This window comes from Streptosporangium sp. G11, assembly GCF_051192615.1.
Lineage (GTDB): Bacteria > Actinomycetota > Actinomycetes > Streptosporangiales > Streptosporangiaceae > Streptosporangium.
This window is the reverse complement of the sequence record NZ_JBPJUQ010000002.1, coordinates 107441-127016: the sequence shown is the minus strand read 5'-3', so window position 1 is coordinate 127016 and position 19576 is coordinate 107441. Positions and strand designations below refer to the sequence as shown.

The 19576-nt window shown below is 70.7% G+C and carries 16 protein-coding genes; 5 read left to right on the top strand and 11 right to left on the bottom strand.

Features of this window, described 5'->3' with window-relative positions:
* Window positions 1-33 precede the first annotated feature (33 nt).
* The 5 genes from ACSDR0_RS02660 to aceB all read right to left on the bottom strand — a co-directional run bounded on the left by ACSDR0_RS02660 (window position 34) and on the right by aceB (window position 6443).
* Window positions 34-1281 carry a (Fe-S)-binding protein gene (locus tag ACSDR0_RS02660; RefSeq protein ID WP_435287082.1) on the bottom strand — a complete coding sequence of 416 codons (1248 nt, stop codon included), beginning with the start codon at window positions 1279-1281 and terminating at the stop codon, window positions 34-36.
* 1 nt (window position 1282) lies between these two features.
* Window positions 1283-2578, bottom strand: coding sequence for an FAD-binding oxidoreductase (locus ACSDR0_RS02655; protein ID WP_435287081.1), 1296 nt, complete (start codon window positions 2576-2578; stop codon window positions 1283-1285).
* Entirely contained in the window at window positions 2578-4035 is a 1458-nt protein-coding gene (locus tag ACSDR0_RS02650; protein ID WP_435287080.1) for an FAD-binding oxidoreductase, read from the bottom strand. Before ACSDR0_RS02650 ends, ACSDR0_RS02655 begins: the two co-directional genes overlap by 1 nt.
* A 76-nt stretch (window positions 4036-4111) precedes the next feature.
* Window positions 4112-4747, bottom strand: coding sequence for a DUF1016 N-terminal domain-containing protein (locus ACSDR0_RS02645; protein WP_435287079.1), 636 nt, complete (start codon window positions 4745-4747; stop codon window positions 4112-4114).
* Window positions 4748-4856: 109 nt separating this feature from the next.
* Window positions 4857-6443, bottom strand: coding sequence for a malate synthase A (gene aceB / locus ACSDR0_RS02640; RefSeq protein WP_435287078.1), 1587 nt, complete (start codon window positions 6441-6443; stop codon window positions 4857-4859).
* 254 nt (window positions 6444-6697) lie between these two features.
* Here aceB and ACSDR0_RS02635 point away from each other — a divergent pair, with 254 nt between their 5' ends.
* Both ACSDR0_RS02635 and hflX read left to right on the top strand, forming a co-directional pair.
* Window positions 6698-7387 (top strand): DUF4097 family beta strand repeat-containing protein, encoded by a 690-nt coding sequence (locus ACSDR0_RS02635; RefSeq protein WP_435287077.1) that lies wholly within the window; start codon window positions 6698-6700, stop codon window positions 7385-7387.
* Window positions 7388-7665: 278 nt separating this feature from the next.
* Entirely contained in the window at window positions 7666-9036 is a 1371-nt protein-coding gene (gene hflX / locus ACSDR0_RS02630; protein WP_435287286.1) for a GTPase HflX, read from the top strand.
* 136 nt (window positions 9037-9172) lie between these two features.
* Here the strand turns inward: hflX and ACSDR0_RS02625 are convergent, their stop codons facing one another.
* Genes ACSDR0_RS02625 through ACSDR0_RS02600 form a run of 6 tightly spaced genes read right to left on the bottom strand, consistent with a single transcriptional unit; the run spans window position 9173 to window position 15076 of the window.
* Window positions 9173-10756 (bottom strand): SpoIIE family protein phosphatase, encoded by a 1584-nt coding sequence (locus tag ACSDR0_RS02625; protein WP_435287076.1) that lies wholly within the window; start codon window positions 10754-10756, stop codon window positions 9173-9175.
* Entirely contained in the window at window positions 10749-12431 is a 1683-nt protein-coding gene (locus tag ACSDR0_RS02620; protein WP_435287075.1) for an ATP-binding response regulator, read from the bottom strand. The genes ACSDR0_RS02625 and ACSDR0_RS02620 overlap by 8 nt, the downstream gene beginning before the upstream one ends.
* Complete coding sequence (locus ACSDR0_RS02615) at window positions 12428-13438, bottom strand: ATP-binding protein (RefSeq protein ID WP_435287074.1); 1011 nt, start codon at window positions 13436-13438, stop codon at window positions 12428-12430. The genes ACSDR0_RS02620 and ACSDR0_RS02615 overlap by 4 nt, the downstream gene beginning before the upstream one ends.
* Complete coding sequence (locus tag ACSDR0_RS02610) at window positions 13426-13827, bottom strand: anti-sigma regulatory factor (RefSeq protein ID WP_435287073.1); 402 nt, start codon at window positions 13825-13827, stop codon at window positions 13426-13428. The genes ACSDR0_RS02615 and ACSDR0_RS02610 overlap by 13 nt, the downstream gene beginning before the upstream one ends.
* Window positions 13824-14204, bottom strand: coding sequence for an STAS domain-containing protein (locus tag ACSDR0_RS02605; protein ID WP_435287072.1), 381 nt, complete (start codon window positions 14202-14204; stop codon window positions 13824-13826). Before ACSDR0_RS02605 ends, ACSDR0_RS02610 begins: the two co-directional genes overlap by 4 nt.
* Complete coding sequence (locus tag ACSDR0_RS02600) at window positions 14204-15076, bottom strand: STAS domain-containing protein (protein WP_435287071.1); 873 nt, start codon at window positions 15074-15076, stop codon at window positions 14204-14206. The genes ACSDR0_RS02605 and ACSDR0_RS02600 overlap by 1 nt, the downstream gene beginning before the upstream one ends.
* 805 nt (window positions 15077-15881) lie before the next feature.
* On the opposite strand from ACSDR0_RS02600, the gene hutI reads away from it, so the two are divergent.
* The 3 genes from hutI to ACSDR0_RS02585 all read left to right on the top strand — a co-directional run bounded on the left by hutI (window position 15882) and on the right by ACSDR0_RS02585 (window position 19398).
* Window positions 15882-17090 (top strand): imidazolonepropionase, encoded by a 1209-nt coding sequence (gene hutI, locus ACSDR0_RS02595; protein WP_435287070.1) that lies wholly within the window; start codon window positions 15882-15884, stop codon window positions 17088-17090.
* Between the two features lie 274 nt (window positions 17091-17364).
* Complete coding sequence (locus ACSDR0_RS02590; RefSeq protein ID WP_435287069.1) at window positions 17365-18234, top strand: DegV family protein; 870 nt, start codon at window positions 17365-17367, stop codon at window positions 18232-18234.
* Window positions 18235-18522: 288 nt separating this feature from the next.
* On the top strand, window positions 18523-19398 hold the full coding sequence (locus tag ACSDR0_RS02585; RefSeq protein WP_435287068.1) for a helix-hairpin-helix domain-containing protein: 876 nt from the start codon (window positions 18523-18525) through the stop codon (window positions 19396-19398).
* Window positions 19399-19576 lie beyond the last annotated feature (178 nt).

The window sequence follows — 19576 nt, the reverse complement described above, 5'->3', positions numbered from 1 at the left end:
CGCTCATGGCACCTTCGCTCATGGCATCCCCGCTCACGGCACCCTCGCGAGGCCGCGCAGCGAGGCGTCGAGGACCTGGGCGGTGTGCGCCACCGGGATGGGCTCGGCGCCCCGGCGGCGGATCGCCGAGGCGATCTGCATGGTGCAGCCGGGGTTGGCCGAGACCAGCAGGTCGGCGCCGGTGGCGAGCACCCGCTCCGCCTTGCGGTCACCGAGGTCCCTCGCGGTCTCCGGCTGGAACAGGTTGTAGGTTCCCGCCGAGCCGCAGCAGATCGCCGACTCGGCGATCTCCCTCAGCCGCAGGCCGGGCACGCCGTCCAGCAGCTTGCGCGGTTCGGACCGTATCCCCTGGGCGTGGGCCAGGTGACAGGCGTCGTGGTAGGCCACGGTGAGCGGCAACGGGTGCCGCTCGGCCGCCGGGCCGAGCGCGACGAGATACTCCGCCAGGTCGACGGTCCTGATCGCCCGCGCCCTGTCCGCCCAGCCGCCGCCCTCGTCCTGGAGGATCTCCGCGTAGTCCTTCATGGTCGACCCGCAGCCGGCGGCGTTGACCACGATCGTGTCGACGCCCGCCCGCTCGAAGGTGGTGATCGTCCGCTTCGCGAACCGCAGGGCCTGCCTCTCCTGGCCGGAGTGCAGCGACAGCGCTCCGCAGCAGCCCTGTGAGGGCGGGATCACCACGTCGCAGCCCTCCATCGCGAGCACCCGGGCGGTGGCCTCGTTGACCTGCGGGAAGAACTCTCCCTGCACGCATCCGGTGAGCATCCCGACCGTGGCCCTGCGCGGTCCCCGCGCCGCGATCCTTCGCGGCAGCCGCAGCCTGGAGGTGGCCGGGGGAGCGAGGTCGGCCATCGCGGCCAGGGACGGGTTGATCCGCTCCAGCCTCGGCGCGACCGCGCGGCGCAGCCCGGCGCTGAGCCGCAGCGGCAGCCGCATCGCCCGCAGCCGGCGCGGATAGGGGAACAGCTGGAAGACCAGCGCCCGCAGCGCCCTGTCGTCCGGCTCCCTCACGTGCACCCGCTCCACCTCGGCCCGGGTCTGCTCGATCAGCCGGTCGTACCTCACCCCGGACGGGCAGGCGGACACGCACGCCATGCATCCCAGGCACGCGTCGAAGTGCCCGGCCATCTCCGGCGTCAGCGGCGTGCCCTCGACGTGCTGTTTCATCAGGTGGATCCGGCCGCGCGGGGAGTCCATCTCCTCGCCCCACAGGACGTACGTCGGGCACGAGGGCAGGCAGAACCCGCAGTGCACGCAGTCGTTGATCAGCTCAGGGTCCATGTCAGATCCCTCCCGCGAACCGGCCGGGGGACATCCTCCGGCCGGGGTCGAACCGTTCCTTGAGCCGCCGCATCAGGGGCAGCGCGCCCGACGGGCCCCAGCGGTCGATCCCGCGGGCGAGGGCGGGCGGCGCGGAGAGCACCGTCAGCCCGCCGCCGAGCCGCCGGAGGTCGTCGCGCACGCCCGTCACGAACCCGGCGAACTCCGCCTCGCCGACGTCCTCCGGCAGGGCGACCAGCAGGACCGCGGAGGCCACCGACCCGCGCGCCCGCGCGGGCAGCCCGCGGGCGGCGACCGCGCGCAGCGCCGGGTACGCGGCGGCGGGCGGGACCTGCAGCTCCAGCAGCACCTCCTCGCCGGGCGGCACCGCCCACCAGGCGGGCGCCTCGGCGGTGATCCGCGCGCTCCCGTACTCGTCCATCGACTTGCGGACGGCCTCCGCCCGCGCGTCGGCCGCCACCCCCTCGACGAGCGCGGACACGGTGGGCCCGCCCGTGAGGTCCGGCCACTCCAGCTCGACGGCGCTCGGCTCGGCCTGCGAGGCCGCGAGCTCGGCGACCAGCGCGTTCAGCGCGTCCAGTGCGTCCGGCGCGTCCTTCGCCGGGGGAGAACCCGGCTCGGCGAAGGCGGGCAGGTCCACGGTGACCCAGCGGCGGGCGGCGGGTGTCGGGTGGAGGCGGAAGGTGGCCTCGGTGATGACGCCGAGCGTGCCGTACGAGCCGGTGAAGAGCTTGCCCAGGTCGTAGCCCGCGACGTTCTTGACGACGTTGCCGCCCGAGGTGGCGATCGTGCCGTCGGCCAGCACGACCGTGATGCCGATCAGCAGGTCGCGGGCGGTGCCGTAGCGGAACCTGCGGGGTCCGGCGACCGCGGTGGCGAGCGTCCCGCCGACCGTGCCGGTGCCCAGGGGGGTGTCCAGGGCCAGCTCCTGCCGCGATCGCGAGAGCGTGGAGCCGAGGACGTCGAGGGGGAGCCCCGCGCCGACCCTCGTCACGAGGTCGCCCGCGGAGTGCTCGACCGCCGACCCGCTCCCGAGGAGCAGGCAGCAGGTGTCGATCAGCAGGTCGCACCGTTCGGGGGGATTGCCCCAGTGGAGCTTGGTGCCGTCTCCCACCGGGACCACGGCCAGGTCGTGCGCGGCCGAGACGCGCATCAGCGCGGCGACCTCCCCGGTGCTCTCCGGCAGGGCCACCCAGCGCGGCGGGACCCCGCCCACCGCGTCGTCGGGAGTCGCCTCCCGGATCGTCACACCCGTCTCGCGCAGTGCCCTCAAAGGTGCCTCCAGCGGTGCTTCCATCAGAAGTGCTCCGCCTGTCCCGACTCGACCAGCGGGTGCACGCCCTTGCGGACCCCGGGGACCTCGCCGCACAGCCGGGGGGTCGGGAAGATCTTGCCCGGGTTGGACAGGCCGCGGGGGTCGAAGGCGCAGCGCACCAGCTGCATGGTGTCGAGATCGTCGTCGGAGAACATTTTCGGCATATATCGGGACTTGTCCACGCCGACGCCGTGTTCGCCGGTGATGGAACCGCCGTGCTCGATGCACAGGTCGAGAATCCTCCCCGAGACGATCTCCGCCCTCTCGCCCGCGCCCGGCTCCGCGTCGTCGAACAGCACCAGCGGGTGCAGGTTGCCGTCACCGGCGTGGAAGACGTTCGCCACCCTGATGCCGTACTCGAGGGAGAGGGCGTCGATGCTCGCCAGCACCCCGGGCAGCGCGGTCCGGGGGACGACGCCGTCCTGGACGATGTAGGCGGGGCTGATCCGGCCCACCGCGGCGAACGCCGACTTGCGGCCCCGCCAGATCGACGCCCGCTCCGCCGGGTCGTCGGCGACCCGTATCTCGAACGCGCCGCTCTCCCGGCAGATCCGCGTCACCTCGCCGAACTGGTGCGCGACCTCCTCGGCGGGGCCGTCCAGCTCCACGATGAGCACCGCCCCCGCGCCCTCGGGGTAGGCGCACGCCACGGCCGCCTCGGCCGCCTCCACGGCCAGGGCGTCCATCATCTCGATCGCGGCGGGCACGATGCCCCCGCCGATGATCGCCGACACCGCCTGCCCGCCCCGCTCGATGTCCTCGAACGCCGCGAGCAGCGTCGTGACGGCCTCGGGCAGCCTGCTCAGCCGTACGACGACCTTGGTCGCGATGCCGAGGGTGCCCTCCGAGCCGACGAACGCGCCCAGCAGGTCGTAGCCGGGATCGGTGTCCGAGAGCTCGACGACGTCGCCGTCGGGGGTGACGATCTCCAGGCCGACCACGTGGTTGACGGTGAAGCCGTACTTCAGGCAGTGCGCGCCGCCGGAGTTCTCGGCCACGTTGCCGCCGATGGTGCAGACCTGCTGGCTGGAGGGGTCGGGAGCGTAGTAGCGGCCCAGGTCGCGGACGGCCTCGGTGATCGCCAGATTGGTGACCCCCGGCTCCACGGTCGCCCGCCGGTTCGGCAGGTCGACGGAGAGGATCCGCCGCATCTTCGAGGTCACGACCAGCACCCCGTCGGCCCGCGGCAGGGCGCCGCCCGACAGGCCCGTCCCGGCGCCCCTGGCCACGAACGGCAGGCCGTACTCGTTGCAGATCCTCACCACGGCCGCGACCTGCTCGGTGTTCTCCGGCAGCACCACGACGCCGGGGGTGACCCGGTGGTGGGTCAGCCCGTCGCACTCGTAGGTGCGCAGCCGTACGGGATCGGTGATGACCGACCCGGGGCCGAGGAGTTCCTCGAACCTGCGGGCCGGCTCGTCCAGGGTCTTCGTCGACATCGTTCCTCCTCCGGCGTGCCCGGCGGCCTGGCGCCGCCGCCGGTGCCCGCCGGCCTCGATCGGCCGGTCGAGGACATCATCCTCGTCTCGAATTCTCGCTCAGCGCGGCGGCGCCGGCGTTCCTGCCGTGTCTGGGGCCGTCGTCCACGAGACCGGCGAAGCGGGGCTCCCCGGCCGCCCGCTGCGGGGCACGGCAGTCGGGGGAGGGGGGCGTACGGGCGGCACCGGTCGGGGAGTGGCGGATGCGCAGGTGGAGCCGGCCCTTGATCATCGTGATCAGGACGCCCCGGGCCCATCCCTCGTCCGCGGTCTTGCGCGCGTAGAACTCCCTGGTCGCCCTGTTGTCCAGCATATCCAGCAGGACGATGTGGTGACCCCAGGGAATCGGTCGCCCCGTCTGCGGGATGGAGTCGGGCCAGGCCGCCGCGAAGGCCCTCATGTAGAGGAGGTTGGTCCGCGAGTAGCCCATGGCCTCGGGGAACGCGCCGCGCAGGTCGGCCGAGAGCCGGGGCACCATCTTCCTGCCCCAGTCGTCGTCAGGCTGCCGGTCGAGGATGTGGCGGCCGATCCGCCAGTACTGCCGGATCAGCTCGGTGTCGGTGGTGAGCAGTGCCACCCGCCCCCTGCTGCCGACGATCTCGCGCTTGACGGCGTCGAGCAGCGTTTCGTACTCGCTCTGATCGGCTCCTTCGCCGTTCCTGTCATCGCTCATGCACGCAAAGTATCCACTCGGCCCGACACCCGCATCCGCCCCCGGAGATCGCCCGGAGTGAGGAATCCCCGCCAGGGGATGAGGATTCCTCACCGTCGGAATGGTCATGTCACGGCATACGCGCATAGGCCGGGAGAGTAAGGAACTCCGCGAAGTCGTCGTCCAGGGCGACCTCCTTGAACAGGGCGGTGGCCTGACCGTAGAGGGCCTCGTCGTAGCCGGGCTCCGCCTTGATCTTGGCGAGCTCCTCGTCGATGATCTTCTCGACCAGTTCCCTGGTCACCACGGCGCCGGTGTCGGCGAGCTCGATGCCGTTGTGGATCCACTGCCAGATCTGGGAACGGGAGATCTCGGCGGTCGCCGCGTCCTCCATCAGGTTGTGGATCGCCACCGCGCCCAGCCCGCCCATCCAGGCGGCCAGATAGCGCAGAGCCACGTCCACGTTGTTGCGCAGCCCCGCCTCGGTGATGTCGCCGGGGGTCTTGGAGACCGCGAGCAGGTCGGCGGCGGAGACGGAGACGTCCTCGCGCAGGCGGTGGAGCTGGTTGGGCCGGTCTTCGAGGACGGCGTCGAAGACGTCGCGGCAGATCGGCACGAGGTCGGGGTGCGCCACCCACGAGCCGTCGAAACCGTCGCCGGACTCGCGGGTCTTGTCGGCGGTGACCTTCTCCAGGGCGACCTTGTTGACCTCGGGGTCGCGGCGGGAGGGGATGAACGCGGCCATCCCGCCGATGGCGTGGGCCCCGCGCCGGTGGCAGGTGCGGACCAGCAGCTCGGTGTAGGCGCGCATGAACGGGGCAGTCATCGTCACGGCGTTGCGCTCGGGCAGCAGGAACTCGCGGCCACGGGTGCGGAACTTCTTGATCACGCTGAAGAGGTAGTCCCAGCGGCCGGCGTTGAGGCCCGCGGAGTGGTCGCGGAGCTCGTAGAGGATCTCCTCCATCTCGAACGCGGCCGGGTAGGTCTCGATGAGCACCGTCGCCCGGATCGTCCCCTGGGAGATGCCGAGCAGCTCCTGGGCCCTGACGAAGACGTCGTTCCAGAGGCGGGCCTCCAGGTGCGACTCGATCTTCGGCAGGTAGAAGTACGGGCCCTTGCCCTTGGCCATCTGCCGCTGCGCCGAGTGGAAGAAGTAGAGGCCGAAGTCGACCAGGGAGGCGGAGAACGGCCTGCCGTCGAGGGTGAGGTGCTTCTCGTCCAGGTGCCATCCGCGGGGACGGACCACGATGGTGGCGAGCTCGGTGTCCGGCTTGAGGGAGTAGCTCTTCTCCCCGGCGGAGAAGTCGAGGGTCCGGTCGAGCGCGTCGCGCAGGTTGAGCTGGCCGTTGATGGTGTTCTCCCAGGTGGGAGCGTTGGCGTCTTCGAAGTCCGCCAGCCAGACCTTGGCACCCGAGTTCAGTGCGTTGATCGTCATCTTCCGGTCGACGGGGCCGGTGATCTCCACGCGGCGGTCGATCAGGCCGGGCGCGGGCGGGGCGACGTGCCACTCGGACTCGCGCACGTGCCTGGTCTCGGGCAGGAAGTCGAGGGTGCCGCCCGCCGCCAGCTCCGCCTGGCGGACCTGGCGGGCCTCCAGCAGCTCCAGACGCCGGCCGTCGAACTCGCGCTGGAGGGTGGCCACGAAGGTCAGTGCCTCCGGCGTGAGGATCTCGTCGAAGCGGTCCTGGATGGGGCCGCCGATCTCAACGCCGTCCATGGGTCCTCATTTCCTTACGAGTTTCCGTATTTTCCGTATGGTGGAAAAGTAATTCTGAATTGTGGAATCGACGCTACTTGAGGGGCAGTTGCGGGTCAAAGGCAGGGTCCCCCTCAGGGCTCGCTCGGGGAGTTCCCCGATGATCTGGGAGGCGTACTCGGACAGAGTGAGACCAGCGCCCTCGGCAGAGGGAGAGAACGGAACGATCACACTTGGGGAAGCGAAGACTTCCCGGGAAATCGAGGATTGAGCGCATGAAGAAGAACATGGTCGTCGCCGGGGCGCTCCTGGGATCGGTGCTCATGCTCTCGGGGTGCGGCGGCTCCGCCCTCGACTTCCGAGACCGGCAGCAGGAGGTCGTCTCCTACGACGTCACCGGCAAGCTGACGACCCTGGACGCCGCCACCGGCTCGGGTGACATCGTGGTCACCGAGTCGGACCGCCAGGCCGTCCGCGTGACCGAGACCCTCCACTGGCGCGGAGACAAGCCCGCCACCGAGCACCCGGTGGACGGCGGCAAGCTCACCCTGCGCGAGGGCTGCGACGGGATGAGCTGCTCGGTCGACTACAAGGTCGAGATCCCGCCGGGCCTCACGGCCAAGCTCGACACCGGCTCGGGCACCATCACGCTGCGCGGGCTCACCGGGGAGGTGAACGCCGTGAGCGGCTCCGGCGACATCGAGGCCGGCGGCCTGATCTCCAAGCGGTTCACCGCCGACACCGGCTCCGGCGACATCGAGGCGAAGTTCTCCGCCGCGCCCGAGGGGGTGCGGATCGAGACCGGCTCCGGCGACGTCGTCGCGTACCTTCCCAAGGGCGGCTACGACGTCACCGCCGAGACCGGCTCCGGGGAAGAGACCGTGAAGGTGACCGACGACCCCTCCTCCCCCCGCAAGGTCACGCTGAAGACCGGCTCCGGCGACGCCGAGGTCCTGCCCTCCTAGACCCTCGAGGCCGGGGGCGTCCTCCGGCCTCCGCCCCGGAGGCGTTCCCTGACGCCACCCCCGAGGACATTGGCGTCCGGTGGGGACGAAGTGGTGATAACCAGGTGATGGCGTGGGGGTTCCCGTGGCACCATCGAGGGGAAGAGACACGGGGTGTTCGGGCGTTCACTCATATGAGAAGAACGCACACGCACCAACCATCTGAATGGAGCGACGACATAGACACTCGTGAGCCGCTGGACATCGACCGATTCGACGACCTGCTCGACAACGGTGAGATGGATCTGGCCGAGCGCCAGGCGCTCCGCCGGGTGGCGGGCCTCTCCACGGAGCTGGAAGACGTCACCGAGGTCGAATACCGCCAGCTGCGACTTGAGCGGGTCGTCCTGGTCGGCGTCTGGACCTCCGGTACGGCGATCGACGCCGAAAACTCCCTCCTGGAGCTGAAGCTCCTCGCCGAGACCGCGGGTTCGGAAGTTCTGGAGGGGCTGATCCAGCGCCGCCAGAAGCCCGACACCGCGACCTACATCGGTTCGGGCAAGGCGCAGGAGCTCGCCGACATCGTCTCCGCCACCGGTGCCGACACCGTGGTGTGCGACGGAGAGCTGAGCCCCGGCCAGCTCCGCCAGCTTGAGGAGATCGTCAAGGTCAAGGTCATCGACCGGACCATGCTGATCCTCGACATCTTCGCCCAGCACGCCAAGAGCCGCGAGGGCAAGGCGCAGGTCGAGCTCGCGCAGCTCAACTACCTGCTGCCGCGCCTGCGAGGCTGGGGCGGCAACCTGTCCCGTCAGGTCGGCGGCCGCGCCGCGGGCGGCGTCGGCATGGGCGGCCGCGGTCCCGGTGAGACCAAGATCGAGCTGGACCGCCGCCGGATCCGCGAGCGGATGGCCAAGCTGCGCCGCCAGATCGGCGAGATGACCACCGCCCGCGTGACCAAGCGCTCGCGGCGCCTGCAGCGCGAGGTTCCCGCCGTGGCCATCGCCGGATACACCAACGCGGGCAAGTCCTCGCTGCTGAACCGGCTGACCGGCGCGGGGGTGCTGGTCGAGGACTCCCTGTTCGCCACGCTCGACCCCACGGTCCGCAGGGCGCACACGCCCGACGGCCGCCTGTTCACGCTGGCCGACACCGTCGGGTTCGTCCGGCACCTGCCGCACCAGCTCGTCGAGGCGTTCCGCTCCACGCTGGAGGAGGTCGGCGACGCCGACCTGATCCTGCACGTGGTCGACGGCTCGCACCCCGACCCCGAGTCACAGCTCGCCGCGGTGCGCGAGGTGATCGGCGACATCGAGGGCGCCCGCGACATCCCCGAGATCGTGGTCATCAACAAGGCCGACGCCGCCGACCCGGTGGTGCTGGCCCAGCTGACCGCCAAGGAGAAGCACACCGTCGTGGTCTCGGCCCGCACCGGTGCCGGGCTCGACGAGCTGAGGGCCGTGATCGAGCGGGAGCTGCCCCGCTTCGACCAGGAGATCAGGCTTCTCGTGCCGTACGAGCGCGGCGATTTGATCTCCCGGGCGCACAAGGAGGGCGAGGTCCTCGGCGTCGAGCACACCGGGGACGGCACGGTCCTGCACGCCAGGGTCCTGCCCGGCCTCTTCGCCGAGCTGGAGAAGACCGCCAAGCCGGTCGAGAGCGTCGTCTGACCCCGCCGGTCACCACCGGTGACCGCCCGACCCGCCGTCTCCCGGCCGGCCACCGTACGGTCGTCGGCCGGGGCCGCAGAAGTCCGTCACGCCGTACCGTCTCTCGTGGGGCGGTACGGCGGGCCCGGGGCGGCGCTCAGCGATCCGTACCGCGGCGGAACACCACCAGCGCCACGTCGTCCTCCCTGGCGCCGAACCGCTCGATCAGCCGGTCGCAGAAGACCTCCAGGTCCTCCTCCACCCGCTCCGCCAGGTGCCGTACGATCTCCAGGCTCTCGTCGAGCAGCTTGTCGCGGTCCTCGATGAGCCCGTCGGTGAACATCAGCACCGAGCCTCCCTCGGGGACGTTCACCCGGTCGACCCGGTAGGTCTCCTCGGCCACCCCCAGCAGGAGATTGCCCAGACGGTGGTAGCGGGCGTGACCGTCCGTGATGAAAAGGGGAGGGATGTGCCCCGCGTTCGAGACCTCCATCTCCCCGGTCGCCGGGTCGATCAGGAGCAGGCACACGGTGGCGGTCATGCCGGGGTGGTAGCGCCGCAGCACCTCGTTGAGCAGCGCCATCGACGCGCCGAGGTCCGAGGTGCCGATGACGGAGGCGCGCAGCGCGTGGCGAAGCTCCGCCATGACGGTGGCGGCCAGCAGGGAGTGTCCCTGGACGTCGCCGATGGCGATGAGCACCCGGTGTCCCAGCCGCAGGACCTCGTAGAAGTCGCCGCCGACCTCGACGTTGTCGACCGCCGGCTGGTACCGCCAGCTGATCGCGAGCCCGGGGGTCTCGGGGATCCGCGCCGGCAGCAGGCTGCGCTGCAGGGTGAGGGCGATCGCGTGCTCCTCGGCGTACGCCCGCAGCGCGTCCACGGCGAGGGCGAGGGCCTGGCCGAGCTGGCGCAGCACGTTGGACTCGTCGGCGTCGAGCGGCGGAACCTGCAGCACCCCGAGGTAGACGGGGGGCCTGCCCAGCTTGGTGCGGCAGACCACGGCCAGGACGTCGCCGCCGAGCGTCGTGTCAGGCATCAGCTCCGTCCACTCGGCGGCCGATACCGTGAAGACCTGGGTGCCGGCGGCGGCGCCCAGGGACATCGCGCTCAGCCTGGGCAGCGTGTCCGACGCCGCGACCTTGACCTGGGCGGCGTTCTCGGGCGGGAGGGCGACGAACCTGCGGGTCCGGCCGTCAGGAGGCAGGGCGAGCGTGCCCGCGTGCCGCCCCAGGATCTGTGAGGTTCCCCCGACGGCCGTGGCGAGGAGCTCGTCGAACGTCTCGGCGGAGTTCATCGAGAGCGTGACCTCGGTGAGGGCGGCCAGCCGCCTGGCCATCAGCTCGGCCCGCTGCCGGGCACGGTAGTAGCGCAGCGTGGCCTCGACCGTCGCGGCGAACTCGTCCGGCTCGACCGGTTCCGCCAGGTAGGCGTCCGCCCCGCGTTCGAGCCCCTGGGCCCGGTCCGCCGGGGTGATCGCCGCCCCGGAGATCTGGATGACCGGGATGAAGGACGTCGCCGGGTCCGCCTTGATCTGCTCACAGACCTCGTAGCCGCTGATGTCGGGCAGCCGCACGTCCAGGACGACGAGGTCCGGATGGAGCTCCCTGACCTTGACGAGCGCCTCCATGCCGCCGGTGGCCTGCACGACCTCGTGCCCCGAGCGCCGCAGCCAGCTCGACAGGATGTACAGCTTGGTCGGGGTGTCGTCCACGACCAGCACCGTCGCCCCGCTGTCACTCATCGACGTGTCCCAGGGCGCTTCCGATCGCCTCCAGCAGGGTGTCACGGCGGAGTTCCTGTTTGGAGACCACCATGTGCGCCCCCTCGGGGGCCTGACGCGCCGTGGCGACGGTCACGATGATCACCGGTACCCGGTGCAGCCGCTCGTCGTCGGACATCCGCAGCATCAGCGCGGTGCCGTCGAGACGGGGCATCAGCAGGTCCACCAGGGCGATGTCGGGTGGATTCTCCTTCATCATCTCCAGCGCCCTCAGGCCGTCGGAGGCCTCGTCGATGTGCGCGGCGAACCCGGTGAGCATCCTGCGTACGACGGCGCGGAACTCCTCGTCGTCGTCCACGATGAGCAACCGGCCGACCACGGGAGCGTCGTCGTGCCGGTAGGGCAGCCTCAGGACGGCCGTGGTGCCGGACCCCGCGACGCTGGTCAGGTGCAGCGCGCCGCCCAGTGCCTCCGCCAGCCTGCGGGCGTACGGCAGGCCGAGCCCGGTCCCCTTGCTCCGCACCTGGATCGGCCCGGGAACCTGAAAGAACTCCTCGAAGACGCGTTCCAGGTGCTCCTCGGGCACGCCTATCCCGGTGTCGGTCACGGTGAAGACCAGGTCGCGGGTGGTCGCGTCGAGGCTCACCTCCAGCTTGACCTCGCCCCGCTCGGTGAACTTCAGCCCGTTGGAGAGCAGGTTGCGCAGGATCCGGGTGAGCATCACCTCGTCCACCAGCATCTCCGGCGGCGCCTGCGAGACCTCCACCGTGAGCGTCACCTCGTCGTTGCCGGCGGTGGGGTGCAGCGTCATGCGCAGCCGTTCGGCCAGGGCCACCAGGTCGACCATGGAGGGCTGGGGGTCGAGTCTCCCCGCCTCGGCCTTCGCCATGTCGAGCAACTCGCTCACCAGCGACAGGAGCGTCTCCGCGGAGGAACCGATGAGGTTGATCTGGTGGAGCTGCTCGACGGCCAAGGGCTCCCCGCCGGGGCCGACCAGGAGGCGGACCAGGCCGATGATCGAGTTGAGGGGGGTGCGCAGCTCGTGGCTGACGGTGGCCCAGAACCTGTTCTTCGCGTCGCTCGCCGTCCGGAGCTGCGCGGACTTCTCGTCCAGCTCGGCGTAGAGGGCCACGACCCCGCGGTTGGTCTCCTCCAGCTCCTCCGACAGCTGGTTGTAGAGCGCGAGGACTCCCTGGTTGGTCTCCTGCAGCTCGGTGTTGAGCTGCAGGACCTCCTCCAGGGTGTCGGCGAGCTCGCGGTTTTGCCTGCGCAGCTCGTCGAGGGCCGTGGTGGGCGCCATGGTGGCGAGCCTGGTGCGGATCTCCTCCGCCGAGAGTCTGGGCTTTCGGCCCTGCGGGAGCCGTTTGACCATGCTTATTCTTCCCTCGGCGGGATCAAGCTCGATGAGGTCGACGAGACGCCCCGCCAGCGTCACGCCGTCCGACGAACGGAAACCGATCTTCGCAGAGAAGTCGATCGCGACGAGCAGGGCGTCCCGCTCCAGCCGGAAGGCGACGGAGGCGTCGGCCCCCGCCTCGACGAGTTCCCTGCCGATCTCGCTCAGCGCGGTGGCCACCCGGATCTGGTCCTGGGTCTCCAGCCCGACGCTCCCCGCCACCTCGCGGCCCAGCTTGCGCATGGCGAAGACGTCCTGGTCGTCCCGGACGCGGATCTGGATCAGCTCGTCCCCGGTCATGCGCTCGGCCTGACGGCGACCACGCAGGCGTCGTCCCTGCGGGTCCCGGCCTCGCGCAGCAGCGTGCCCGCGACGATGGAGGGAAGGCGCGTGACGAGCCCGGGATAGGAGGTGATGTCCCAGCGTTCGGACAATCCGTCGGAGTGGAGCAGGACGACGCTGTGCGGAGGCACGGCGTACTCGTACTGGCGCAGGGTTCTGGCCTTGTGGCCGGCGATGCCCGGGACCGAGATCATCCCCTGGCGGCCGTCGTTGTGGGCGATCCACGCGGAGACGTTGCCGAGGCCGGCGAAGCTCACCGTGCCCGCGGCGCCGTCGACGCGGGCCACGGCGACCGCGCCGCCCCTGGTGTGACCGAGGCCGGTGTGGATGCGCTCCAGGGCGGTGACCGGGGCGAGGTCGGCGTGCCGCAGGAACAGCCGTACCGCCTCCTGGGAGGCCTGGGCGGCCGCGGGGCCGTGGCCGAGGCCGTCGCAGAGCATCACGGTCGTCGTGGTGCCCTCCTCGCTGATCACGAACGCGTCGCCGCAGACGGTCTCCTCGCCGATGGGGCGGGTCAGGCCGCTCACCCTGGACGGAGGGCGCGGGGCGCCCTGCGCGACGAAGTACATGTCGAGCACAGTGCCCCGGTCGGGTATGGAGTGAACCTCGTAGCCGCTGGCCATCCGGGCGATGCCGCCCAGCCCGATGCCGAGCGTGCCGGTGGTGGAGTAACCGTCGCGCAGGGCACGGGAGACGTCGCGCATCCCCGGCCCCCGGTCGATCGCGAGGACCTCCACCGCCGAGTCCAGCTCCGGATGCGGGCGGATCAGCATGATCCCCTCGGTCGCGTGCTTGACCAGGTTCGACGCGGCCTCGCTCACCGCGACGGCGACCCGCCCGGTGTCCTCCTCGCCGAATCCGCGGACCTCGGCGAGCGTCACGGCGGTACGGCGGAGGGCACCGATCGTGCTGGCGTCCTCGGCGCGTACCCAGACGTCGCGCTGGGAGTGGATCAGCGAGCCCATTTCGTCACCGTGATCAACGTGCCCTCACCGGGAGTCGACACGAGGTCGAACTCGTCGACCAGGCGGCGGGAGCCGCTGAGGCCGAGCCCCAGGCCTCCGCCGGTGGTCCACCCGTCGGTCAGCGCCTGCTCGACGTCCGGGATGCCGGGGCCGCTGTCACTGAAGATCATTCGCAGGCCGCGCCGCATGCCCTTGTGGACGACCTCGACCCGCACCTGCCCGCCTCCCGCGTAGACCAGGGCGTTGCGGGCCAGCTCGCTGGCCGCGGTCACCACCTTGGTCTGGTCGACCAGGGACAGGCCCACCTTCACCGCGACGGTCCTGACGTGCTGGCGGACCAGCACGACGTCGCCGTTGACGTTGATGGGCAGTTCCTCAGGGGTCGTCACCAGGAGGCCGCGGAGCGTTGGGAGTTCTCGATCTGGTTCAGCAGGGCGACGCCCTTCTCAAGGTTGAGCGCCGTGCGCACGCCGCCGAGAGAGAGGCCGAGCTCGACGAGGGTGATCGCCACCGCCGGCCGCATACCGACGACGATCGTCTCGGCGTCGAGCATGCGCGAGATCGCCGCGATGGTGGCCAGCATCCGGCCGATGAAGGAGTCGACGATCTCCACGGCGGTGATGTCGATGATCACCCCTCGCGCGCCGGTCGCGACCACCTTCTCCGACAGGTCCTCCTGGAGCGCGAGCACGCTCATGTCCTGCAGGTCGATCTGGATGGAGACGATCAGGATGTCGCCGAGCTTGAGGATGGGGACGCGATCCATCAACCCTGCACCGTCCGCACGGCGATGCGGGACTCCCCGCCCTTGACGAACTTGACCCCGCTCGCCCGCAGCGTGTGGGCCAGCGCGTCGGCGAGGGTGGCCTTGGTCACGATGTCGCCGAACTCGATGCCGAGGGTGACGATCGTGTGGGCGATCTGCGGGCGGATGCCGGAGATCACGCACTCGGCGCCCATCAGCCGGGCCGCCACCACGGTCTTGAGCAGGTGCTGGGCGACCTCGGTGTCGACGGCGGGCACCCCCGTGATGTCGATCACCGCGTGCTCGGAGCCGGTGTCGACGAGCGTCTGCAGCAGCTTCTCCATGACGACCTGGGTCCTGGCCGAGTCGAGCGTGCCGACCAGCGGGACCGCGACGATGCCGTCCCAGAGCTTGACCACCGGGGTGGACAGCTCCAGCAACTGCTCCGCCTGATCGATGATGATCTTCTCCCTGGCCGACGTGTAGCTTTCCATGGTGAAAAGCCCGAGGTCGTCGATTACCCGCGAGAACCAGATGAAACCTCGGACGGCCTCGGGGGAGCCGTCCTCCTCGACGATCTCGTAGAGAGCCTCCTTCAGGCCGAAGACCACGATCGCGGTCTCGGTCGGGGTGAATCCCTGGCGGGCACGGTCCCGGGAGAGCTCGGCGAGCAGGCCGCGCAGGTCGCTGAGATCGCCGGAGTCGCCGAACGACCGGCGCAGCGCCTGGTAGAGCTCACGTAACTGGTCGGCCAGGCTTCCGCGATCCGCCTGATTGCCGGTGCTGCCCGTGGACGAACGGGCGATCTCAAGCCAGCGCTTGAAGACGCGCGTCTCGTGCTCCTGGAAAAGTTCTTCGATGCGACGCCGACCGGCGTCCGCGTGGACGGACAAGGCAACTCCCATGCGTACGGCCTGGAGACAACTCGCACGAAAGGCTACATGGGAGGTCCTGCTTACGACCTTTTTTGGGGGTTTGGTGGGCCGCTTGTGGTCAGTGCTTCAGGGGTGGAGCGACCGGGTCGGGCGGCCTGCGCCGCCGTATCACATCGTGGGGTTTCCGTGCGCCCTCCCGGGCTGCGTGGCCCGCACGGGAGGGGAGATCGAAGATCGACCGTGGGGGAGGGAGAGAGGATCACGGTTCAGGCCTTCCCGCGGCCAGCTTAGAGTGGTGGCGGGCCGTGTTTCAATGACGGAACTTGCGTCAGAGGGCCTGCGATGGCTGAACTGTAAGAACGCGAAAACGTACAAAAGCCTCAAAAGTGACAGTGGTCGCCCAAGGTTTGGATTGCTACCATAAGGCAAATCTAGCGAGATGTTATGACGCAAGTTGCTCTGGTGACTACTGTTGCGCGCGATGAAGAAGTAGTCTGAGCTGTGGAAAGTTGCTCAACGCCACGCGTGATCGTCGAGCCGGCGGGTGAGGCGCGATCGCGGAGGGGCGGCGTTCTTCCCAATTAGCCTGTACAGCGGGCTGACTTGTGAAATAACGTAACTGAACTGAAATCGCCCGATCATGATCTCGGCGATACTGTCGCCGCACAAACAGATACGCGGATGAGAGCAGGAGACCCCCGATGCCGTCCGGACTCACAGCGGGCTTGAAGGGCACGGTGCCCGGCGATGTCCGGGGCGGCCCGCCCCGTCCGGGTGCGGTCCTCCTCCAAGTGTCTTCCCCTGAACACAAGGCGGTGATGCGATGACGGTCCGCCTCCTGACCAACATCGGCCGGCTCTGGACCGGAAACGACGTGTTCAGCAACGCGGCGATCCTCGTCCACAACGACCGGATCGCCTGGGTCGGCCGCGCCGCGGACCTTCCGCAGAGCGTGCCCGGTGTCGTCGACGACATCGTCGACGTCGACCACGTCGAGAACCTGGGCGGCGCGCTGGTCACCCCCGGCCTGATCGACGCGCACACCCATCCGGTCTACGCGGGAAACCGCTACGCCGAGATGGCGATGCGCTCCAGCGGTTCCACCCCCTCCGCGATCACCGCGGCGGGCGGCGGCATCGGCTCCACCGTGACGGTCACCCGCGGCACCGACCCCTGGACGCTCTGCAACGGCGTCCGTGAGCGACTCCGCGACTGGCTGCTCAGCGGCACCACCACCATCGAGGCCAAGACCGGCTACCACCTCACCCGTGACGGCGAGCTGGCCGACGTGCGGCTCCTGCGCGAGCTGGAGAAAGAGCCGATGATGCCGCGCGTGCACGTGACCTTCATGGCCGCGCACGTCGTCCCGCCCGAATACTTCGGCCGCCAGCGCGACTACGTCGAGGCCGTGGGCGCCTGGTGCGCCGACGCCGCCGCGGCGGGAGCCGACGGTGTCGACGTCTACTGCGACGAGGGCCACTTCACCGCGGAGGAGGCCCGCTGGGTCCTGGCCTCCGGACGCAACGTCGGCCTGCTGCCGCGCGTGCACGCCGGCGCCTACACCCGGCGCGGCGCCGTCCAGCTCGCAGCCGAGCTCGGCTGCGCCTCCGCCGACCTGCTTCACCACACCACCGACGAGGACATCGCGATCCTGGCCCGCTACGGCGTCCCCGCCGTGGTCTGCCCCGGTACGGCCCTCCAGCGTGGCAGCCTGCCCCCGGTCCGCCGGATGCTCGCCCAGGGGGTCACCGTGGCCCTCGGCAGCGACCACAACCCGGGCCACTGCGGAATCACCTCGATGTCCCTGGTCATCAGCCTCGCCGTCGCGGCCTTCGGCATGAGCGTCGGCGACGCCCTCCGAGCCGCCACCCTCGGTGGCGCCACGGTTCTCGGCGCTCCCGACCGCGGTGTTCTCGCCCCCGGCCGCCTGGCCGACATCGTCCAGTGGGACGCCGACCACGAGGGCGCCTTCGCCTGGGCCTTCGGCCTCAAGCCCCGCCGGGTCTGGCGCGGCGGCACCCCCGTCCAGTAGCTCTCCTCTCCTCTCCTCTCCGGCGGGCTCGGCTTCGCGGCCCTCGCCCGCCGGCTCCTCCCTCCCGGTGGCCCTCTCACTTCCGGCAGGTCCTTCCTCTGTCGTCTTCACCGCCTCCGTCCATGCGGCCGTCCGCGTGGGGTCTCGCCCTGTCCGTGCTCTGCCCGCGTGGGGTCTCGCTCTGTCTGTGTGGAGCCTCGTCGCTCATGGGGGAGACGGAGGAAGAGGTCACTCCCGTCTCCTTCGCGTGATCTCCTCCACATAGCCTCTGGACATGCCTCCACCGGTCGCCGTCGTCACGGACTCCACCGCCTACCTCCCGCCGGAGGAGGTCTCCCGCCTGGGGATCATCGTGGTGCCGCTCCAGGTGGTCGTGGGAGGCAGGTCGTTCGACGACATGGCGCGGGCCGACGGCCCGAGCGTGGGCGACGCGCTGAGGGAACGAGGCCGGATGACGACCTCCAGGCCCGCCCCGCGGCGTTTCGCGGAGGCCTACGACGAGGCGGCGGCCCGGGGCGCGACCGGCATCGTCTCCATCCACCTGTCCGCGGAGATGTCCGGTACGGTCGAGGCCGCCCGCGCGGGAGCCGAGGATTCCCCCATCCCGGTCGACGTCGTCGACAGCAGATCCATCGCCATGGGCCTCGGGTTCCCCGTCCTCGCCGCCGCGAGCGCCGCCGCGGAGGGCGCGACCCGGGCCGAGGTGGCGGACGCCGCCCGCCGCTGCGCCGAATCGGTCCGCAGCTTCTTCTACCTCGACACCCTGGAGTATCTCCGCAGGGGAGGGCGGATCGGCGCCGCGGAGACCCTCCTCGGCTCGGCACTGATGATCAAACCGATCCTGCACATCTCCGACGGCACGATCGTCCCCCTGGAGAAGGTCCGTACGGCGAGCCGCGCCATCGCCCGCCTCGAAGACCTCGCGGTCGAGGCTGCGGGCGCGGGCCCGGTGGAGGTCGCCGTCCAGCATCTCGGCGCCAGGTCCCGTGCGGAGACCCTGGCCGCACGCCTGCCCCTGCGGATTCCCGCTCTCACCAAGGTGGTCGTCGTCGAGGTCGGCCCGGTCATCGGCGCCCACGTCGGCCCCGGCATGCTCGGCATCACCATCTCCTCTCGCGAGTCTCCGCCGTCTTCGGAGTGGTGATGTCTTCGGGTCCGTGGTCTCTTCGGGTCCGTGACAGAGAGAGGCGCCGGACGCCCGCGGGTTTCCGGCCTGCACGTCTTCGGGGCGCGCGCCTCCGTGTCCGGACATCCCCACCCCCACAGGCTTCTGGGCTCGCACGTCTTTGGGCTTACATGTCTCTGGTCCCCTGCGGGCCGATCAGGCGGCCTGGATCCCCGCCCCCGCCCCCCCGCCACGCGGTCCGCCGGTTATCCACAGAAGGGGATTCGGTGAAAGTCCGCTCGTCGCCGTCGTCGTAACGTCCTGCGGGTGCGGACCACAGGCCAGAACATCGAGCGGTTCCAAGCCGAGTCGCGGCTGCGGACCCTGACCGGGCGCGGATCACCCGACCCCGCGCCCCTGCCACGCCGTCCGGCCGGCACACCGGGGCCGGGCAGGCACGCGCGGCCCGGCGCTCAGGACGGGCCAGAGGACGCCGTCGTCCACGACGGCCCCGCCTCGCGCATGCGTTCGGCGCCGATTCCGCCGTCCTTCGAGGCGCTTCGCAAGGTCGTGGCCACTCAGGGGCCCGCGCTCGGTCCCGGGCGCCCCGGGCTGCGCCTCCTGCTGCTCGTCGCCCTGGCGGCCGCCGTCGCGGGAGGTGTGTACGCCTGGCGATCCCAACCTGAGCCTGAGCCCCTCGCCCCGCCGATGCCGGTCTCCGGGTCGCCGCTGTCGGCGCCCGTCACCACTCCGCCGCAGCGGTCCGCGCCGGTCGCCGAGCTGACCGTGCACGTGACGGGTAAGGTCCGGCGTCCAGGGGTGATCACGTTGCCCGGCGGGTCCCGGGTCGCCGACGCGGTCCAGGAGGCCGGGGGCATCCGTGGGGCAGCCGCCACAGGGTCCCTCAACCTCGCGCGCAGGCTCGTCGACGGCGAGCAGATCGTCGTCGGCCGCTCCGGCACGGCCGCCGTCGCGGCGCCCACCTCGGTGAATCCCGGAGATCCCGCCACCGCCGTCGTCGACCTCAACACGGCCACCCCCGAGCAGCTTGAGCAACTGCCGGGCGTGGGCGAGGTGCTCGCCCGGCGCATCGCCGAATACCGCGACGCCCACGGCGGCTTCCGTACCGTCGAGCAGCTCCGCGACGTGAGCGGGATAGGCGAGCGTAAGTACGCCGAGATGCGCGACAAGGTCCGTGTCTGACGCGCCGGTCGCGAGGGCGATCATGACGCGGTTCACCACGGTCGCCGCGGCCGGCGGCTCCGGTGGCCCTGGTACGGGTGCCGCTCCCGATCTCAAGGGGCCCGGTGGGCCCAGCGGGTCCGGTCGTTCCCGAGGCCTCGGCGGGGCCGGCGGCTCCTGGAAGGGTGGGGGGTCGGGA